Origin of the sequence: Bacillus sp. FSL E2-0195 (assembly GCF_038003645.1) — a bacterium.
In the GTDB taxonomy this organism is placed as follows: domain Bacteria; phylum Bacillota; class Bacilli; order Bacillales; family Bacillaceae_G; genus Bacillus_A; species Bacillus_A mycoides.
Window position 1 is genome coordinate 212,743 of sequence record NZ_JBBOPN010000002.1, and the last position, 19,624, is coordinate 232,366.

The window sequence follows — 19,624 nt, forward strand, 5'->3', positions numbered from 1 at the left end:
GTAACCGGAAGAACGGGCGTGGGCGGTAAGAATCCGCGATAAGACGAAATTAGTTTTTAGACGTGATATATTGCCTTATTCTCCAAAATATATATTGGTTCCTGTAGTTAGATACTCTAATGCTAGTGCTAGTGCATTTTCTGTATAGACGGTAGCAAATTAAAATTCATACTAAATAATTTGTAATATATGAAGATACGTATAATGAAAAATTTATATATTTTTTGATTTTAATATTTAAAACTTATGTATACATGTTACAATATAGTCCTCCAATTTATTGTATTCTTCTATTTAGAATTTATGGTTCAGTAATCCAACAAAACAACAAGCGGCTGTAGTAAATAGATGTATGAATGAAGTGAAGCAGTTAGAGTGGTTTAAAAAGCCATTAAGTAGAATTATCCAGGGGATATATTCACTTAGTTAAGTTTTAGAGAATTTCTTATGGTAAGGATTTCATACAATTTAATTAGGCCTAAATTAAACCTTTTATCCAATCAAAACTAAAAACCATTTTAATAGAGTGAAGTATATATTTAATACGGTTTATTTGGAATAATTCTTATTTTTATATTTGCTTAAAATAGAAAAATAACATACTTGAAAGGGGGGATAAATAAAACTCCGCTTGTGAAAGCTAAATTGCTATCTCTGAAGATGCATGTAAAAGGATATAGTAGTAATTTCATTTCAAATGATACCATAAATAATTGTAGAAAAAGATAAAGGAGTAAACATTTAAATAAATAATATGAGTTGTAAGAATGAAAAGGAGAAGAAAATCGTGTTTAATATAAAAAAAAGATTGGAACAAATAAAGCTAAAAACGAAGTTGTCTATGGCATTTATTGCAATATTAATTATACCTAGTCTTATTGTTGGAATAACATCTTATGATGAGGCGAAAACAGATCTTAATGAAACAATTCTACAAACAGCAAAAGATAATGTAAGTATTTTAGATAAGATTGTTGATGATGAATTAGAAAACAAATATATAGATGTAACTTATTTTGCAAAATTACTCACACAAGGCAATTATAATCCTGATCAATTACAAAATGTGCAGAGTAAATTTGAACAATATATACAGTTACATCCAGAGATAGAAACAATTTATTCCGCATCCAGTAACAATCAATTTATTCATGCGCCTGTTGGAGAAATACCAGAAGGATTTAATCCGTTAGAAAGTAGTTGGTATAAGGATGCAGAAAAAGCGAATGGAGAAATTATTGTTTCATCTCCGTATAAATCAAAGGCTACTGGAAATATGGTAATTGCAGTTGCTAAACAAAATGAAGATAAAAGTGGTGTCATTGGTATGGACTTGAATATTGATGATATCGTAAAAACATCTAAAATGATAAAAATAGGAAAGCAAGGTTTTGTATCTATAGTGGGGCAAGATAAAACTATAGTTGTTCATCCAACATTAAAACCTGGTGAAAAATTAGAGAAATCTTTAGCAGATGAACTTTATAAGAAAGAAGATGGAGAGATTACGTATAGCCTCAATGGTGAGGATCGAAGCATAAGCTTTAAGACAAATAAAAAAACAGGTTGGAAAATAGCTGGTGTAATGCCTACGAAAGAAATTGAAGAAGCTACCAATCCTATTTTTTATAAAACATTTGCTATAATAGGAGCTTCTTTATTATTAGGTGGAATTATAATTTTCTTCATTCTTAGAACTATTATTAATCCACTAAGACAATTAGTTATTTCAGCTCAAAGAATTAGTCGAGGAGATTTAACGGAGAAAATTGATATTCGTTCAAAGGATGAACTTGGTCAATTGGGTGATAGTTTCAATGCAATGGCAGAGTCTTTACGCAATATTATTTCACAAATTAACACATCTGCAGGACATGTAGCAGCTTCTTCTGAGGAACTAACTGCTAGTGTAGAGCAAGCAAGTGTTGCAACAGAACAAATTACAAAAGAAATGGAAGAAATCTCACATAGTGCAGAAGTTCAAAATAATGAAGTTGAGTCTGGAGCTAAATTAATAGGTGAGGTAACACGAAATATTCAATGTGTAGCTGATAATGCTTCTGAAGTATCGACCTCATCTTTATACACAAAACAAAAAGCAAATGAGGGGGAACAATTAGTAGAACAAACTGTAACACAAATGCAGTCTATACATAATTCTGTTTCCCAATCCGATACTGTAATTAAATTATTAGATAAGAAATCGCAGCAAATAGGCACTATATTAGAAGCGATTCAAAATATTGCTGAACAAACAAATCTACTAGCACTAAATGCGGCGATTGAGGCGGCTAGGGCAGGAGAACAGGGACGTGGATTTGCAATTGTTGCGGATGAAGTTGGGAAATTAGCGGAACAATCAGGACAATCTTCAATGGAAATTGGAAAATTAATTAAGGAAATACAATTAGATGTACATGAGACTGTTAAAGCTATGAATGAAGTAGGAATAGAAGTACAGTCGGGAATTAAGGTAGCGAATGATACAAAACAAAGTTTTTATGAGATTTCAAATTCAGCGAATGATATCGTTTCCAAAATACATGGTATGGTGGACCTATCAAATAAGATGACATCTGATGCAATGCAAGTCGATACATCTATTAATCAAATAGCAGTAGCTGTAAAAGAGAACACCACAAGTATGCAAACTATAGCTGGTTCATCCGAAGAACAACATGCTTCCATGGAAGAGATAAATTCTTCAGCAATTCAATTAGCACAAATGGCCGAAGAACTTCAAGATTTAATTGGAGGATTTAAGGTATAAGTTCAGATTATAGGAAAGAATAACAGGAAGTATGTTAAAGAGTGTTAGTTGAAAATCTTTTAAAATAGCAAATAAATATAATATGTATTTTTTATAGAAATTGCACATGCAGATCAACTACTTTAAATGGTAGCTGATCTTTTTTTGTTGGAATGCAAAACAAAAAGGAATGAAAATCAAGAGGGAGTTGTGTTAAAAAAATTAAATATTAGGTGTTGCTTGTTTTGTACTAAGAGTACGCAACGTGGGAAAGATGTTGCTTGTTAACAGGAAGAGTACGCAAGATGTTGCATGTTTTACAGGAAGGGTACGCAATATGAGAAAGGTGTTGCAACACAAACATCTGCGTACTTCCACTCACTCCTAAACGCTTATACACTTCATTAGCGGTATATACAATCTCCGTATCTGACATAGCACCATGACACCTCCTATAAGGGAATTATACCTTTCATAATCAATCGCCGAATTTCGTCCGAGGCCTAGGGAAAAATCAAGTTGAAAAAGGATTAACAAAAGTGTAAAATTACACTAAATAATACATAAGTTACTTTTGGGGAGGGGAAAAGATGAATAAGGAGCTTATAATCGAACTCATTTCAACGAAAATAAAGTTAATTCGTACTGAAAAGGGGTATACGCAAGATAAAATGGCTGAAGTTCTCGGCATTTCAAAGAAAACACTCGTTCAAATCGAAAAGGGGAGATCTAATGCAGGCTGGACCAATACCGTGGCTATTTGTGCATTATTTAGGGGGAGTGAGGTTTTACAGTCCGCTTTGGGAGATGATCCATTAGTAGTAATCGAAACAATGGCCCACAAAAGTATTAACAACTCCAAAGAAAAAACATTGGGAGGAAAATTATGGTGGAAAAAAATTCAAGAAAAAGGGGACTTTCGCTTACAGCAAAATCTGATTAGTCAGCATTATCGTATTTTAGACGAACATGATTACCGTTGGTTTAGTTCGTTTGATAGAGAAGAAGCGCTAGATCAACTATTTAAATTAACCATAAATTCTGAAAAATAAATAATTTATTTATTGGGGCTAAAAAGAAGTGTAATACATAAATGAAAACTATCTTACTAATGTTGTTGACCCTGACCTTATTATTAGGAGGTGCTTATTTTATCCCCAATACTATATCGACGGGATGGCGGCTTAAGCCTTTTTCAGCTTCTTAACTATTGTTAGTTGTGATTTTGTTGAACTTGATTCCTCAGTTCCTCTCTCTATATATAAATAGAGTTAAAATAAAACTTATCAACTTGAAGGAGATTATATATGTACATCTTGAGCTTACTTTATATTTTATTTACGCCTATTCTTTGTTCATGCGGTTTTTTTGGTGGGATTTTTTTAATAATTACAGGGGTTAAATATCGTAAATTACTCGCGAGTGTAATGGGATTACTTAGCCTTTCCTTTATCGTTCTACCTTATGTTGATTGGGGTCTGGGGATTGGTGGAGATATAATTCCTCCTATTCCACCCCTGCTATACTGGACTCTATTCTCTTTAACTGGGTTGTTAGCAGCATTCAATGGTCTACAAGCAAAAATTAAAAGCATACGCAATATGGGATTTATTATTTTTACTACTGGAATATTAGGGGTTTTTTTCTATTATTTAATGTCTGTACAAGATTCCTTTTATATCTAATAGTTATTTTGGCTGCGAAAACTCAATCAGTGTTTTTCAGTCTATAAAACTATATTATTAATAAGTAAAGGAATCTATTTATAATGAACCTAATAAAACAGATGTTAAAAAGTTATACATTTTTATCTTTAGCAATCGGTTTATTACTTTGTTATTTTCGTATTAGTGGACTAGATCCTCAAGGACTCGTTTTTTTCGTTTTCGGATTGGACCATATATTAAATAATTTAATATATGCTGAACCTTTTAGAGATATGGTGTTTAACCATCATATATACGCATTTCGTATATTGACAGCTCTCATATATGGTATTTTCTTTGATTGTCTAAGATATTTGATACAAAGGTATTTAACACCAAAGTATGCATTATTTTTTAAATATTTGAAATTCAGTACTTTGATACTCGTGTTAATTAGTATACTAGTACTCTTGTTGATTGGTATACTCGTCAATTTGTCTCTCCCAATCATTGATGTTGGCTTATAATAATTTACAATAGAACCACAATTAGTATCTTAATAAAAATAGAACAGCACAACGCAATGCTGTTCTATTTTTCATTTTAACAATAATGCACTAAAAATCCCCAAACCATCCATGCTATCTATCCCGAAAGGTACACCATAATGCAAATGTGTTACGTGTTTTGCAATAAGATGCACAATTCAGAAAAAACAGTTGAATAACTGGTGATTTTTACATACTTTTGAAACTCTATTTAGAAAGGTATAAGTGATTAGCAGCAATTGATATAATTGTATTAGAAGCAATTAGGAGGATTATTAGTGGAAAAGTTAAAAGTACTATTTCAAAACACTTTATATATAGCTTACCCTCTATTTACTGGAGTTGAGGGAATTGAAAGAGTTTTAAATAAATGGCAGCACTTCTATCAAGATGTAGAAAGAGATCTACAGAGGATTTACAACTCAACTTATTCGTCACAGACTTTCGAAAGATTAGTGAAATGGGTTTCTAAAAAGGAAGCTTTAGGATTAGCTGCGATAGACATCCTTCCCAAATTAGATAATTATTAAGGAAGAAATTTTTGAATGTCTAAAAGACGATTTATATATGGAATTTGGAATTAAACTGCCTGTTTTCGCAAAAGAATTACCTTTAGATTCAGAGGCTAAGAGTGATTATATAGAGCGAAGTAATGCAGGGTTTATGTACCATTTATCATTTTAGCCAAGAAGACTCCTTCCTCAAGGAACGTGAAGGGCCACAGCCCAGTGAGTAGTTGGGAGATGAATTGTTCGAAAGGTAGTAAAGTGTTACTGGACAATTTGCCAGGATCACTTTACTACCTTTCGAATGTACGTTTGGTTTATAATAGACATATATCGAAATTGAGGTGAAACTTATGATTATCAATAAAGCATTTAAATTTCGTATATATCCAAATAAAGCATAAACGACTCTAATCAATAAAACGATTGGTTGTTCTCGTTTTGTATTCAATCATTTCCTATATCTATGGGATAATGCATACAAAGAAACAGGAAAAGGTTTGACATATGGTACATGCTCTGCCAAACTTCCTGCCATGAAGAAAGAGTTTGTTTGGCTAAAAGAAGTGGATAGTATTGCTATTCAGTCGTCTGTTCGCAACCTTGCGGATGCTTATACACGTTTTTTCAAAAAACAAAACAGTTCCCCACGTTTCAAATCTAAGAAGAACAACGTACAATCTTACACCACAAAACAAACAAATGAAAATATTGCCGTTGTAGGAACCAAAATTAAACTGCCAAAACTAGGTCTTGTTCGATTTGCCAAAAGTCGTGAAGTAAAGGGACGTATTTTAAATGCTACAGTTAGACGGAACCCTTCTGGTAGATACTTTGCGTCGTTATTAGTTGAAACAGAAGTGCAAGAACTTCCGAAAACACATTCTTACATTGGAATGGATGTAGGGCTAAAAGATTTTGCCATTTTGTCAGATGAAACAATCTATAAAAATCCGAAATTTTTTCGATCGTTAGAAGAGAAGTTGGCGAAAGCACAGCGTGTTCTTTCTAGAAGAATAAAAGGTTCTTCTAGCTAGAATTCATGAATACATGACAAATGCTAGAAAAGATTACTTGGACAAAGTCTCAACTGAAATCATCAAAAACCACGATGTTATCGGTATAGAAGATTTGCAAATATCGAATATGTTAAAGAATCATAAGTTAGCAAAAGCAATTAGTGAGGTGTCATGGTCACAGTTTCGAACTATGTTGGAATACAAAGCAAAATGGTACGGCAAACAAGTCATTGTCGTATCGAAAACATTTGCTTCAAGCCAATTATGTTCTTGTTGTGGATATCAAAACAAAGACGTTAAAAATCTAAACCTACGTAAATGGGACTGCCCTTCTTGTCGTACACATCATGATAGGGATATTAACGCAAGTATCAATCTAAAGAATGAAGCGATAAGGCTTCTAACCGCAAGGACTGCGGAGATAGCCTAATAAACTAGAGTTCGATAGAATTCTTTACTTAGGAATCCCTCACTTCTAAACGAAGTGAAAGTGGGGGTAGTTCAAGTTATTAGAAATATATATAGTGACCTGTTGGAATATCCTTGAATTTATTTTCGGGGTATAAATCAGAGTATATATTTTAATAAATATATATGAGATTACTTTATAAAAAGTAATTGGAATTATTAGTAAAATGATTTTTTATGCTTAAATTGAATAAAAGTATGAACTTTCACGGTATAAATATGAATTTTATTCATCATTTTAATAACTATGCAATAAGTGAAATAAATGTTGAATTTAGTCGGAAAAAATACATTTACAAATCGTAGAATATGTACATATAGTTGTAACTGTAAATATTATCCGTTTTGAAATATTTATAAAAGGAGAAATTCAAATGAAAGAAATACAAAAGCAATGTGAAATTGTAGAAGAATTGGATGCAACAGTAGGGCAAGAAGCATTATGGATAGCTCATCAAATGGAATTAGAAAAAGGAATGAACAATGAAGCTGCCCTAATAAAGCTAAAAGGAAATCTTCAAATAGAGACTATAAAGAAAGCGCTTACTTTAATAGTGCAATCTCATCCAGCGCTACGTACACTATTTATTAAAAGGGACGAAAAAATTAAACAATTCATTCAAAAGAGTATAGATTTTGATATACCAATTAAGGATTTAACTGCTTTTAAAAACACAGAACAAAAATTTATTTTTAAAAAATTCTTAGACTCTATAGTGAATGAGAAATTTAATTTAGAAGAAGGGCCTTTGTTTAAATTCCACATCATTAAATTGTGTGAAGATGAATTTATTTTACATATGATTTTTCATCACATTATTTATGATGGATGTAGTTTAGGAGTTTTTATCCAACAATTGTCTCATACGTATTGTGAATTACTTCAAGAAAATACGGGTTTAGTATTAGAATCTCCTTATAAGAGCCTTGTAGAATTTGAGGAAGGTTTTATTGACTGTGCAATATATAGAGAAGGATCATCCTATTGGAAAGATTATTTACAAGGTGAATTACCTCCTACAGAGTTTCCTGCTACTATTAAAAAAATGAATGAACCGATATATACGAATGAAAATATAAGTAAGAATATTGATGCCGATCTATTTTATCAAATACAATGTTTTGCTAAAAGAAATAACATAAGTGTCTATCGGGTTATGTTAAGTACTTATTGTGCCTTGCTTCATCAAATGACAAACGCTGAAGAAATTATTGTAGGTATTCCAATTAATACTAGACCACACACGGAAGAAGGGAATGCTTTTGGTTATTTTGTTAATACATTACCTATACGTATAACAATAGAAAAGGGGGATACATTTAAGGGGATACTTAACAAGGTGAACAAATCTGTTCATTTGGCTATTAAGTATAAACATAATCCATATTCACATATAGTAAAAGATTTAAATCTAAATAATAATACACATCATAATATGATATATTCAACAGCATTTAATACGGTAAGGATACCTCAATTGAAAATTCCAGATATTGAGTCCACAGTTTTAACAGATTGTAAAAGAGTAAATCCTTTTAACATGACCTGGAGAATAATGAGATATGAAGGGGAAACAGAGAATAAAATTGAGGTTGACTATAATTCAGCATTATATAAACCAGAGAGTATGAATGATTTAGTTGAAAGATATATATATTTGTTACAAAAACTAATGAAGAATGTAAATGAGCCTATCCATTCATTGGATTTACTTTTAAAAAAGGATCATCGTTTATACAAAGATATAAACTCAAATACTCTTGCATATCCTAATTCAAAAACACTAGATCAATTAATCGATCTACAAGCATTAAAATCGCCAAATCAAATAGCGATTTCAATGGGGGATAAATCGATTACCTATTATGACTTGCAGCAAAGGTCAAATCAAATCGCGAATTATTTACGTGAAAATGATATAAAAAAGGGACAGCGTGTAAGTATTACTATGGTGAGAGAGATCGATACAATTGTGTGGATTCTAGGCATACTAAAATCAGGTGGAGTTTATGTACCAATCGATCCAAAGTTTCCTGAAAAAAGAATAGAATATATATTAAAAGATAGTGAAAGTCAAATGATTATTACAAAAAAAGAATTCAGGGGATTAATTGAAAGTTTTGCGATTCATACAATTTATCTAGAGGATTTTCATTACGCTAATTCTATAGAAAATATTGTACCTACACATACCATAGAAGATACAGCGTATATTATCTACACGTCAGGTTCGACAGGTTTACCAAAAGGAGTAGGTGTACCACATAAAGGAGTAATTAATTTATCATATTCATTAATGAATCAATTTAATTTAGACAAAAATGATGTATTTTTACAATTTGCAACGATGATTTTTGATGCCTCCATTATGGAAATGTTTCCGGTTTTGTTATGCGGAGGGAGAATGCATTTAATTTCTGAAATGGAAAAACGTTCTGCAGAAGAATTTATAAATGTAATTAACAAGAATGGTATTACATATGTTCTTTTACCAACTGCATTTTTTAAATTAATAGCTGATATGCCAAAAGAAATGTTACTTACATTAAATTCTTTAAAATGTGTATTTGTGGGAGGGGAAACCCTACCTGCTGAATCAGTTCGTAAATGGCAAAGTAAATTGGGGTTAAAGATTCCAGTTCTTAACGCATATGGTCCTACTGAAGCTACTGTATGTACAACCATTTATGAAGTAAATCATGAGATAAAAGAAGAAAGTTCTAGTATCCCAATAGGTAAACCAATTGCTAATAGTAAAGTTTTCGTGGTCAGTCCGTTCAACACGTTATGTCCGTCAGGAGTAGTAGGTGAGCTATTCATTGGTGGTGATGGGGTTGCCAAAGGATATATAAATCAAAAGGAAAAAACAGAAGAGGCATTTATTTCTTTCGGAGAATCCTATAATCGCGATAAAAAAATGTATCGTACTGGGGATTTAGTACGTCTTTTACCAAGTGGGAACTTAGAATTTATCGGAAGGAAAGATAATCAAGTAAAACTACGTGGGTATCGAATTGAGCTTGATGAAATTGAAAGAGCATTATTTAAACACCCAGAGGTAAAAGATGCAGTAGTAGTAACTTATCAAAATGACAAAATCGCTAGCTTTTATTTATCAAAAGACAATACAGAGATAAAACAAGAGGACTTAAAAACATTCTTAAGTGAAAGTTTACCAGATTTTATGACTCCAAATTATGTATTTCACCTTAAAACATTTCCATTATCACCAAGTGGTAAGATTGATAGAAAAAAATTAGAATTACAAATCCCATCTTTACTTGAAAATATGAAGAATCAATATGTACCACCAATAAGTGAAACAGAAAAAAGGTTGGTAAAAACATGGTCAGAGATTTTAAATTTAGGGAAATATAGAATCAGCAGAGATGATGACTTTTTTAAACTTGGGGGACATTCATTAATTGCTGTGCAAGTGTTAAATCAAATTCAAAAAGAGTTTCATTTGAAAATAGAAATTAGAGATATTTTTGAGCATACAACAATTGCTAGTCTATCTGCTTACATTGATAAATTAATGGAAGTAAATACGGATAGAGAAGAACATGATATGCAAGTATTAAAGGTTGCAGATAAGGAATGCTATAAGTTATCCAGTGCTCAAAAAAGAATCTGGTTTTTAAATAAGTATAACGCTATTAATAGAGTATATGATACACAACTACACATAAATATTGAGCCAAGTTTAAAAAAGAATATTTTACAAGACGCCATAAGATTTTTAGTTGAACGACACGAGATGCTACGAACAGTGTTTATTGAAAAAAACGGGGAGCCTAGACAGGTCATATTAAAATCAATATCTATTGACCTTATTCACGATGATATTGAACACATAACTAAAAAGGAACAACAAGAATATATACGTAGAACAATAAATCAAACGGATCATACACCATTTGATTTGGAAGATGGACCACTTTTCCGGATTAGAATTTTTAATCTTGATAAGAAAAGATCCTATTTATATATCAATTTACACCATATTATTACCGATGAGTGGAGTGTAAGGAATTTATTAGATGAATTAATGAAGGTATATAATGCCTTTGCTAATCGAAGAAATCCCGAGTTACCAACTATTCCTAATCGATATGTGGATTATGTTGAGTGGGAACAGAAGCAGCTAAAATTAGGCCGGTGGGATACAGAAAAATCTTATTGGATGACCGAGCTTGCGGCGCCTCTTCCCCTACTAAATCTTCCGTTAGATTTTAGTAGGGATCGTCAAAGTACAAATAAAGGTAAAGTCTTTGAAATGAAGTTAGATAATAAAATGAAAGAGTCTTTGAAACAAGTATGTGAACAAGAGAATGTGTCTATGTATATGCTATTTTTGGCAGCATATATACAATTGTTACACTATCTAACGGATCAAAAAGATATTATTGTAGGTACACCGGTTGCTGGAAGGAATTATCAGGAATTTGAACAAATACAAGGATTTTTTGTAAATACTTTAGCTATTAGAACACAATTAAATGATGTGAAAAATTTAAAACAACTAGTACAAGTCGTTAAGGAAAAATGTTTGAATTCTTTCCAAAACCAATCGTACCCATTTGATAAAGTAATTGAGCAAATAAATCCTGATAGAAGTTTTGGAAATAACCCTATCTTTTCTACAATGTTTAGTTATCAGAAAGATATTTTGCAACAGCATGATGCGTACAAGCTTCAATTGTTACCTAATAAACAAGATGTTAGTAAGTTTGACATTTCTTTAGCTGTTGAAGAAGGATCGGATTATGTAGAGATTTCATTTGAGTATAATATTAGTCTTTTCAAGGAAGAGTCAATTAATAGGTTTACTCAAAATTTACTTAATATACTGGACGCATTTATTCATCAAAGAACAGTGGCATATGAGAATCTTTCATTCCTATCACTGGAAGAGGAATCTCTATATAGAAAGGTAAATCATACAGAAAGACCGTATCCTTATTTTCAAAATATACAGGAGCAATTCTATAAGCAAGTAGAAAGACAATCAAATAGGATTGCTATAGCTACAGAAACAGAGTCTTTAACATATAGACAATTAAATATGAATTCTAATCAAGTAGCTCAACATTTACTCGAAAAAGGTATAAAAACAGGTGACAAAGTAGCCATATTTTTAGATAGAAGTATCAATAGTATTGTCTCTATGATTGGAATATTAAAAGCTGGCGCTGCCTATATACCAATCGATGTAAAATACCCCGAGGATAGAATTAATTATATAGTAAGTGACAGCGAGGCATGTAGAATTATAACGAATTACAAATACAAAAATCATTTGAATTCAAGTAATTATAACGTTTCAATAATAGAGGATATATATCGTACGACAATAAATGATGATGTTAAAATTTTAAATAAACCAGATGACTTGGCATATGTGGTTTACACTTCAGGATCAACAGGAAAACCAAAAGGTACATTATTAACTCATAGAGGAGTATTGAATTTAGCTGAATGGAGAAATGAAGTATTTCATATTTCCAAAAATGATAAAGTAACACAGTTTTATTCCCATAGTTTTGATTCTTCTGTATCGGAAATTTTTTCTACCTTGTTAAATGGGGCGGAACTATATTTATTAAGTGATGAACAGCGCTATTCAACTGTAGCATATGCTCAAGCTATCCAAGAAATACAAGCAACTATTTCTGACGTGCCAACAGTATTTTTTAATGAATTATCGACTTCATTAACTAAATTGGATAGTGATAAGATACGTTCTTTAAGATTTATGATAATGGGAGGGGAAGCTGCATCAACAAATGCTATTAGAAGTTGGCAAAATACTTTTGAAAATCAAATACAACTGGTAAATGAGTATGGACCTACTGAAGCAACTGTTTCAGCAATGTATTATTTCATACCAGACTTAGAATGCGAAAATAACATTTTAGGTAGTATACCGATTGGTATTCCAATTTCTAATACAAAGGTTCATATATTGAACTCATATATGCAACATTGTCCGGTAGGGGGCATGGGTGAATTATATATTGAGAGTTTAGGATTGGCCCAAGGGTATTGGAAGCAGGAAGAGAAAACAAAACAGGCATTTATTTCAAATCCATTTTCAGAAGATAATAGTAAAAGGTTATATCGAACAGGTGATTTAGCAAAGTGGTTACCAAATGGAACTATAGAATTTATGGGGAGAAAAGATAAGCAGGTTAAAATTAGAGGGCATAGAATTGAATTAGGAGAAATAGAAGATGCAATATTCCAATTTGAGGGGATAAGTCAGGCTGTTGTAACACAAACAAAAGATGGAATGCTATTGCAAGCTTATTATAAAACAGTGGACGGTATAGAAATAGAGAAAAATAAGTTAGCTTTACATTTATCAAATGTATTGCCAGAATATATGATCCCTAAATATTACTCTCATGTGTTAAAAATACCAATAACGGCTAATGGGAAAATTGATTTCGGAAAACTGTCAGAAATAGAGTTTGATAATGAGCAAAAAGATGGTTGTATACTTAAGCCGCAAACTAAAGTGCAAAAAAACATTGCAAAAGTATGGTCTGAAGTTTTAAACATAAAATCTATTGGTTTAAAAGATGATTTCTTTAATTTGGGTGGGCATTCTTTAAAAGTTATGCCAGCATTAGTTAAATTAAAACCGTTATATCCTAACTTGAAAATTCAAGATTTCTTTAAGTATAGAACAATAGAAAATTTAGCCTCTCATATTGAAGAGATGGAAAATATGTCGTTAAAAAAAGAGAAAAATATTAATGTAGCGTGTATTGAAAATGAAACGAAAACGACTCCTGATTATAAAAGAAATAGTATAGAAGAATGTGAGACAGATATGGTGAATTATCCAAAAACAGTTTTCCTTACAGGAGCAACAGGATATTTAGGAGCGCATATTTTAGAACAGTTATTGCAGTTGCCATCTACGACTATTTACTGTCTAGTAAGAAAAAATAAGAATCAAGTAATTGGTGCAAAGTTAAAAGAAAGAATGAGGTTTTATTTCGGTAAAGAAATTCTTAAAAAGTTGGAGGAGAGAGTAGAATTAATTGAAGGAGATTTATCTTTGATAAATCTAGGTCTTGATTCAAAGAAAGTGAATCATTTAAAGAGTAACGTAGAGTCAATAATACATTGTGGTGGAGAAGTTAGACACTATGGAGAACGTGAGCATTTTCAAAAGGTAAATGTTCAGTCTACAAAATGTTTATTGGAATTAGCTAAGAGTACAAATGCACGCTTCCATTATATATCGACTTTAAGTGTAGTAGGGCAGGCTGAAAGCGATCCAAAAGAATTTAAATTCTTTGAGTCTAATTTTGATAGAGGGCAAAATTTAGATAATGTGTACTTAGAAAGTAAGTTTCAAGGCGAGAAAATGGTCAGAGAGGCAATGGAAAAAGGAGTTCGTGCTACGATATACCGTGTGGGAAATTTAGTGGGTAACTCTAAAACGGGTAAATTTCAATTCAATATTAATGAGAACGCTTTTTATAGATTATTGAAAGGTATATGCCTATCTAACATAGCACCTGAAATCAGTACGTATGTAGATTTAACGCCTGTGGACTATGGAAGCTTAGCCATTACTGAATTATCTTATAAGGCTAACACAGTAAATAAAACCATGCATATTTGTAATCCAATTCAGCTTAAATGGGACCAATTTATTAATAGTTTACAAGATTTTGGATACGATTTAATGTTAATGAAGCAAGAAAAGTATATAGAGAAGTTTTTTAATACTAATCTAACTATTGATGAACAGAAAGCTTTAGAGCTCATAATGCCTTTATTAGAATCTGTAGAAGAGCTATCAGTAGCTATACCATCTTGTTCGTATACGCAAGGATATTTGAAGAATGTACATTGTTTAGAACCAAATCAAGAGTATATCAATTTGTTATTAAATTATGCTATGAGTATCGAGTTTTTACCAACCATTAAAGAACCAATATTGTTATAGAATATACTATCGATTTTGAACAGATTGATCTATAAATATGAAGTTTTGAATGTTCGTTTACTTCCGCTTATTGTTTTGAAAATGAAGAAAATCAAAGAGGTTATCTTATTTTTATGAGAGGATGTCGAGGAGAAACGTAAGGAACTTGAAGCTTTACGGGAGAAGTATTAATCGTATAATAATGTAGCGAAGGAAGACGAAAATGGCTACCAGAAATGGTGGCCATTTTTACGTAGATTGATATTAATGCTCAGGATAAATTCTTCTACATGCCATGCGACCTAATTCTGGAGAAGAAGCAATCATTGCGGCAGAAGCCACGGCAGTCATCCCAGAACTTCCAACAGCAGCAGAGGCTCCAATGGTTGCAATAGTAATTAAATATATCAAAATAATTTTGTATTAAACTTTTTTGGTGAAGCCTTAGAAAACAAAAGAAATCGAGTTAATTAATCCCTTTTTATGGTAAAATTAATTTAAATGATATCTTCTATAAATCTGATTATACGAAAAACGATACTTAATTTTATGCGGGGATGAGAGAGAGGGACAAAATGAAATTAGCAATTCAAACTAAAAATTTAACAAAGTCTTTTGCAAATCAATCCATTGTAAGGGATATAAACTTATCTGTTCCTGAAGGAAGTTTATATGCTTTTATTGGACCAAATGGTGCAGGAAAAACAACAACTATGCGAATGTTATTAGGATTAATTCCATTAGATAGAGGAACGATATTATTTAATAATAAAGATATAAAAGAATGGAAAGAAGAATTATTTGAAAATGTGGGTTGTTTTATTGATTCGCCTACCTATTATCCTAATTTAACAGCATATGAAAATTTAGCCTATGTACAAAAAATGATTAATAAACCTTTAGATGAAATAGATAGAGTATTAAAAACTACAGGAATATATAAAGCAAAAGATAAAAAAGTTAAAGATTTTTCTTTAGGAATGAAACAAAGGCTAGGTATTTCCTTTGCTATTCTTAATAACCCTAAAATACTAATTCTTGACGAGCCAACAAATGGATTAGATCCAGAGGGAGTACACGAGATAAGGCGTTTATTACTTCATTTGGTAAAAAATGAGGGGAAGACTATATTTATTTCTAGTCATAATTTAGCTGAAATTGAAATGATAGCAGATCACATAGCATTACTACATAAGGGTACCATACTCTATGAAGGGAATTTAAACAGTATTATTACTTCTAGAGAATATATTGTTCATGTTAATGACACTACTGCCACAGAAAGGATTTTAAATACAGAGGGTATACCTTATAGCATAGAAAAAGAAGGGGTATTCAAACTAATAATAGATCAAGATAGTGTTCCTAATTTAACCAGAATATTAATTAAAAATGATATAGATATTTTTGAAGTTAGCCCTAAAAAGCTAACATTAGAGGAAGTATTTTTAACTTTAACTAAACAAAAGGAGTTACTCTAATAATGCAATTTATCTTTAAAAGTGTGAATAGTGAGATGAGGAAAATTGGTGGGAGAAAATTATTATTATATTCTTTGTTTTTTTCATTATTATCAAGCTTTTTGTGTATAAGTTATTTTATTTTTAACAAGAATAATCCTGACATGTTTCAATCTACAAATCTTATAGCAATTACAGTAAACTTTAATACACTAACGTTAAGCATTTTTTCTGCTTGTATGTGGTATCTTATCATTTCTTCTGAAAATAAATATGGCACTTGGGCCATTATTTATACAAAGCCAATTTCAAAATTAAAATTATTGGTATCTAAAAATTTATTGTTTATACTGTTCTATTTGATTTTTAATATTTTAAATTTTTCGGTTATGGGTATCTATATTTTTATAAATGGATATGAAATATCCATACTTTATTTTTTAAAAATGTTTATACTTTGTACCATTCTATCTTTAGCAATACCATATTCTCAATTGCTTTTTCATTTAATTATAAAAAAGGGAATTCTTGCGGCGTCCTTGTCAGTTATTTGGATTTTTTTTAGCGTAACATATGGATTATTCCCTGCAATATTCACAAAGACATTTCCAATATTTTATGCATTGAATATAGTAAGTGACGTAATGATTAAAGAAACAACTATTTTATTATATCTTGCAAGTTCTTCAATATATATTTTAGGAATTATGTTATTGACTGTGAGTTTTAAATATTATACATATGAATAATAAAGGGTGAAACAAGTGGGTATTTTAGGTGAATATAAAAAAAGTCTTCATAATGGATTGTATATCCTGTTACTAGTATTTCTGTTGATACCAATTAGTTTTCAAGTTTTTCTAACTGTATCGGCTCAATTAAAAGATGGCGTTGCCATGCATATAGCGATTCTGAGCCTTTTTTGTAGGTTATTTTTACCTATTGCGATAGGTCTATTAGTGTCATTTTCTTTTGTAAATGAATTCAGAAGAAAAGGATATATGTCTGCTATTTATCATGGGATCACTTTAAAAACTATATTAAGTAATAAGTTTTTCTTTTGCTTAATAATTACTTTTTGTTATTTAATATGTGCTTTAATCATAACTAGTATACCTATAGTATTAACGGTTGATAATCTAGGGACTGTTTATCAAAGTTTAAGTTTTTCTATACTTTTTCTGGTAATTAGCTCTTTAATTATTGTGAATCTACATTTTTTAATAAATATAATATTTTATAAAATCCCGTTACTTTCATTATTAGTAGGGGTTATAGGTGGACTTGGTAGCTTTTTTATCTCTCATACAAACTATTGGATACTATTCCCTTGGTCATATCCAATTATGAGTCTTTATTTTGATAGCATTGGAACAAAACAATTGTATATTATTCTCATTGTATATCTATTATCATTACTAAGTTGTATATTTATGTTTTCTACTTTATATAATAAAAAATCAATGAGATGGAATTAAAGTTAAAATGGGGAGAGTAGCATTAATAATATTAAAACATGTTGTAGTTACTACAACATGGGTCTCGATACGTTAAGCCAATTAATAAGACATGCGGATCAAATATTATTGAATTTGAAGAAGCTAAAGTATGATAGATGTCACTTATGGTCACTCGAATATCTATTACTAATTTACTCTATTTAAAAAAAGTAGCTGCACAAAAGCGCTGCTACTTTTTTTCATACAAACATTATTATGCAAATAAAAACCTTAACGTAAACTTGCGCTTAATGGTACTTGAGAATAAACTTTGAAATTACTACCATAAGTACCGTGTTGAGAAAATGAGGAAGAAATTGAGCTGTTCCAACTTTTGTAGGTAGATCCAGATGTATCTGCTCTTAGAAGTACGTTTGAAAAGCTAGCTTGGCTAAAAGAATTACTTCCAGTATCTTCAACGCCCTGAACCATTTTTACTGGTTCATATTGAGAAAACGTACCATATACAGGTTGATTTACATATTTAGGACTTCCATTTACATATATAGTAACCGTACCATTTCCGTTATTAACTAGTTTAAGGTTTACTCGATCACCATCTTTAATTGATGTATCATACTGTGTGTTCCAATACTTACTGTTTTGACCTGATTCATTATATCCTGAATTAAGAAATACTTTATATCCACTTGATGTTTTTGAAATACCACCCTCAACTTTAGATGCTCCAATACCTAAATACCAATTCACATATCCATCCTTAACAACAACTGATTTTGGTAGATTTATATCAGCTGCAATCCCGGTATAGTTACTATTTGTAACACTTTTTACAGCACCTTCTGTAGCTGCAAAACTAGTAGTTGAAAACATTAATAGAGAAATTAGAAGTGAACCAACTAGATACATCATTTTTTTCTTACTTTTCCTTAATACTTGATTCATGTTAGATCCCCCATATTTTAAATTATTAAATTGTATGGAAAGTTGGCCAACTAACTACAACTTACAAATTAAAGATATATCAGGTTTCATTTAATGTATATATTTTCCTGTTATAAGTCATTGAAATGTCAAATGAATTTGATTTTTCATATTTATCAATATAGATGGAGTTGACAGAATAAAGTAGTATGTCTATTTAAATGTAAGAAGATTTTGTTAAAAAATATAAAAACCTATAGGTCTGTTGGGGATAGTATGTACTACGATTCATTTAGGAGAGAGAAATATGGAATGAATATAGTTTTTTTCAATGGGTAGATCTGAAATATTTAGAAATAGATTAAAAACAAAGGAAATAAATGAATCGTTTTTCTTAAGGAATTCATTGAAATAGTTAGTAGACGAAAGGAAATATATGATTTATAAGACAGGGATTTCCTATATAAAAGAAGAAAGGGGATCCAGCTATGGGAATTACAAATACAAGATCAAAGTTAGATAATGCAGCTATTGAAGAGGCCATAGAGGCATTAAAAGATGAAAATGAATGTTTATGTATGGAAATCGATTACTTAAAAAAGTTAAAGGCCTTCCTTCAAAAAGAGATGGAATTACAGACCAAGACAAAGCAAGAGTAATTTATCTTACAAAGTTCGAAAATATATAACATATTAAGATAGTACTAGATAATTATAGAGGTCATTACAATCGCAAAAAAATCAAAGTATACTTAAAAGGAATGAGTCCAGTACAATACTGGACTCACATTCAAACAGCCGCTTAATTTTTTGTTTAATTCTTCAGGTCCAGTTGATTATAGGCAATCAATTGTTGGCTTGCTACGCTCAGTGAGTGTTATTCTTTAACTCAT

10 protein-coding genes and 2 pseudogenes are annotated in these 19,624 nt (G+C 30.9%); 11 read left to right on the forward strand and 1 reads right to left on the reverse strand.

Annotated features, from left to right (window positions below; all coding sequences use genetic code 11):
• Positions 1-787 precede the first annotated feature (787 nt).
• The 9 genes and pseudogenes from MHH59_RS28485 to MHH59_RS28525 all read left to right on the forward strand — a co-directional run bounded on the left by MHH59_RS28485 (position 788) and on the right by MHH59_RS28525 (position 17,826).
• Positions 788-2,770, forward strand: a complete 1,983-nt coding sequence (locus MHH59_RS28485) for a methyl-accepting chemotaxis protein (protein ID WP_340853401.1) — start codon at positions 788-790, stop codon at positions 2,768-2,770.
• A gap of 569 nt (positions 2,771-3,339) precedes the next feature.
• On the forward strand, positions 3,340-3,801 hold the full coding sequence (locus MHH59_RS28490; RefSeq protein ID WP_002016811.1) for a helix-turn-helix transcriptional regulator: 462 nt from the start codon (positions 3,340-3,342) through the stop codon (positions 3,799-3,801).
• A gap of 255 nt (positions 3,802-4,056) precedes the next feature.
• Positions 4,057-4,434: an ammonia permease gene (locus MHH59_RS28495; protein WP_340853405.1), complete on the forward strand. Its 378-nt coding sequence runs from the start codon at positions 4,057-4,059 to the stop codon at positions 4,432-4,434.
• 787 nt (positions 4,435-5,221) lie between these two features.
• Positions 5,222-5,621: pseudogene (locus MHH59_RS28500) on the forward strand (hypothetical protein); the annotation flags it as partial.
• Between the two features lie 241 nt (positions 5,622-5,862).
• Positions 5,863-6,898 (forward strand): annotated as a pseudogene (tnpB, locus tag MHH59_RS28505) (IS200/IS605 family element RNA-guided endonuclease TnpB).
• Positions 6,899-7,310: 412 nt separating this feature from the next.
• Positions 7,311-14,909, forward strand: a complete 7,599-nt coding sequence (locus tag MHH59_RS28510; protein ID WP_340853407.1) for a non-ribosomal peptide synthetase — start codon at positions 7,311-7,313, stop codon at positions 14,907-14,909.
• 554 nt (positions 14,910-15,463) lie between these two features.
• Positions 15,464-16,369, forward strand: coding sequence for an ABC transporter ATP-binding protein (locus MHH59_RS28515; RefSeq protein WP_340853409.1), 906 nt, complete (start codon positions 15,464-15,466; stop codon positions 16,367-16,369).
• A gap of 2 nt (positions 16,370-16,371) precedes the next feature.
• Positions 16,372-17,097, forward strand: coding sequence for an ABC transporter permease (locus MHH59_RS28520; protein WP_002016820.1), 726 nt, complete (start codon positions 16,372-16,374; stop codon positions 17,095-17,097).
• 15 nt (positions 17,098-17,112) lie between these two features.
• Positions 17,113-17,826 (forward strand): ABC transporter permease, encoded by a 714-nt coding sequence (locus MHH59_RS28525; RefSeq protein ID WP_033729679.1) that lies wholly within the window; start codon positions 17,113-17,115, stop codon positions 17,824-17,826.
• A 252-nt stretch (positions 17,827-18,078) separates the two neighbouring features.
• On the opposite strand, the gene MHH59_RS28530 is transcribed toward MHH59_RS28525, so the two are convergent.
• A complete protein-coding gene (locus MHH59_RS28530) occupies positions 18,079-18,753 on the reverse strand; it encodes a hypothetical protein (protein WP_340853411.1) in 675 nt (224 codons plus the stop codon).
• 467 nt (positions 18,754-19,220) lie between these two features.
• Between MHH59_RS28530 and MHH59_RS28535 the strand changes: the two genes are divergently transcribed.
• Both MHH59_RS28535 and MHH59_RS30930 read left to right on the forward strand, forming a co-directional pair.
• Positions 19,221-19,391, forward strand: coding sequence for a hypothetical protein (locus tag MHH59_RS28535; RefSeq protein WP_002016670.1), 171 nt, complete (start codon positions 19,221-19,223; stop codon positions 19,389-19,391).
• Positions 19,392-19,429: 38 nt separating this feature from the next.
• The gene (locus tag MHH59_RS30930) at positions 19,430-19,537 is read left to right on the forward strand and encodes an IS3 family transposase (RefSeq protein ID WP_374102185.1); all 108 of its coding nucleotides are present in this window, start codon (positions 19,430-19,432) and stop codon (positions 19,535-19,537) included.
• Positions 19,538-19,624 lie beyond the last annotated feature (87 nt).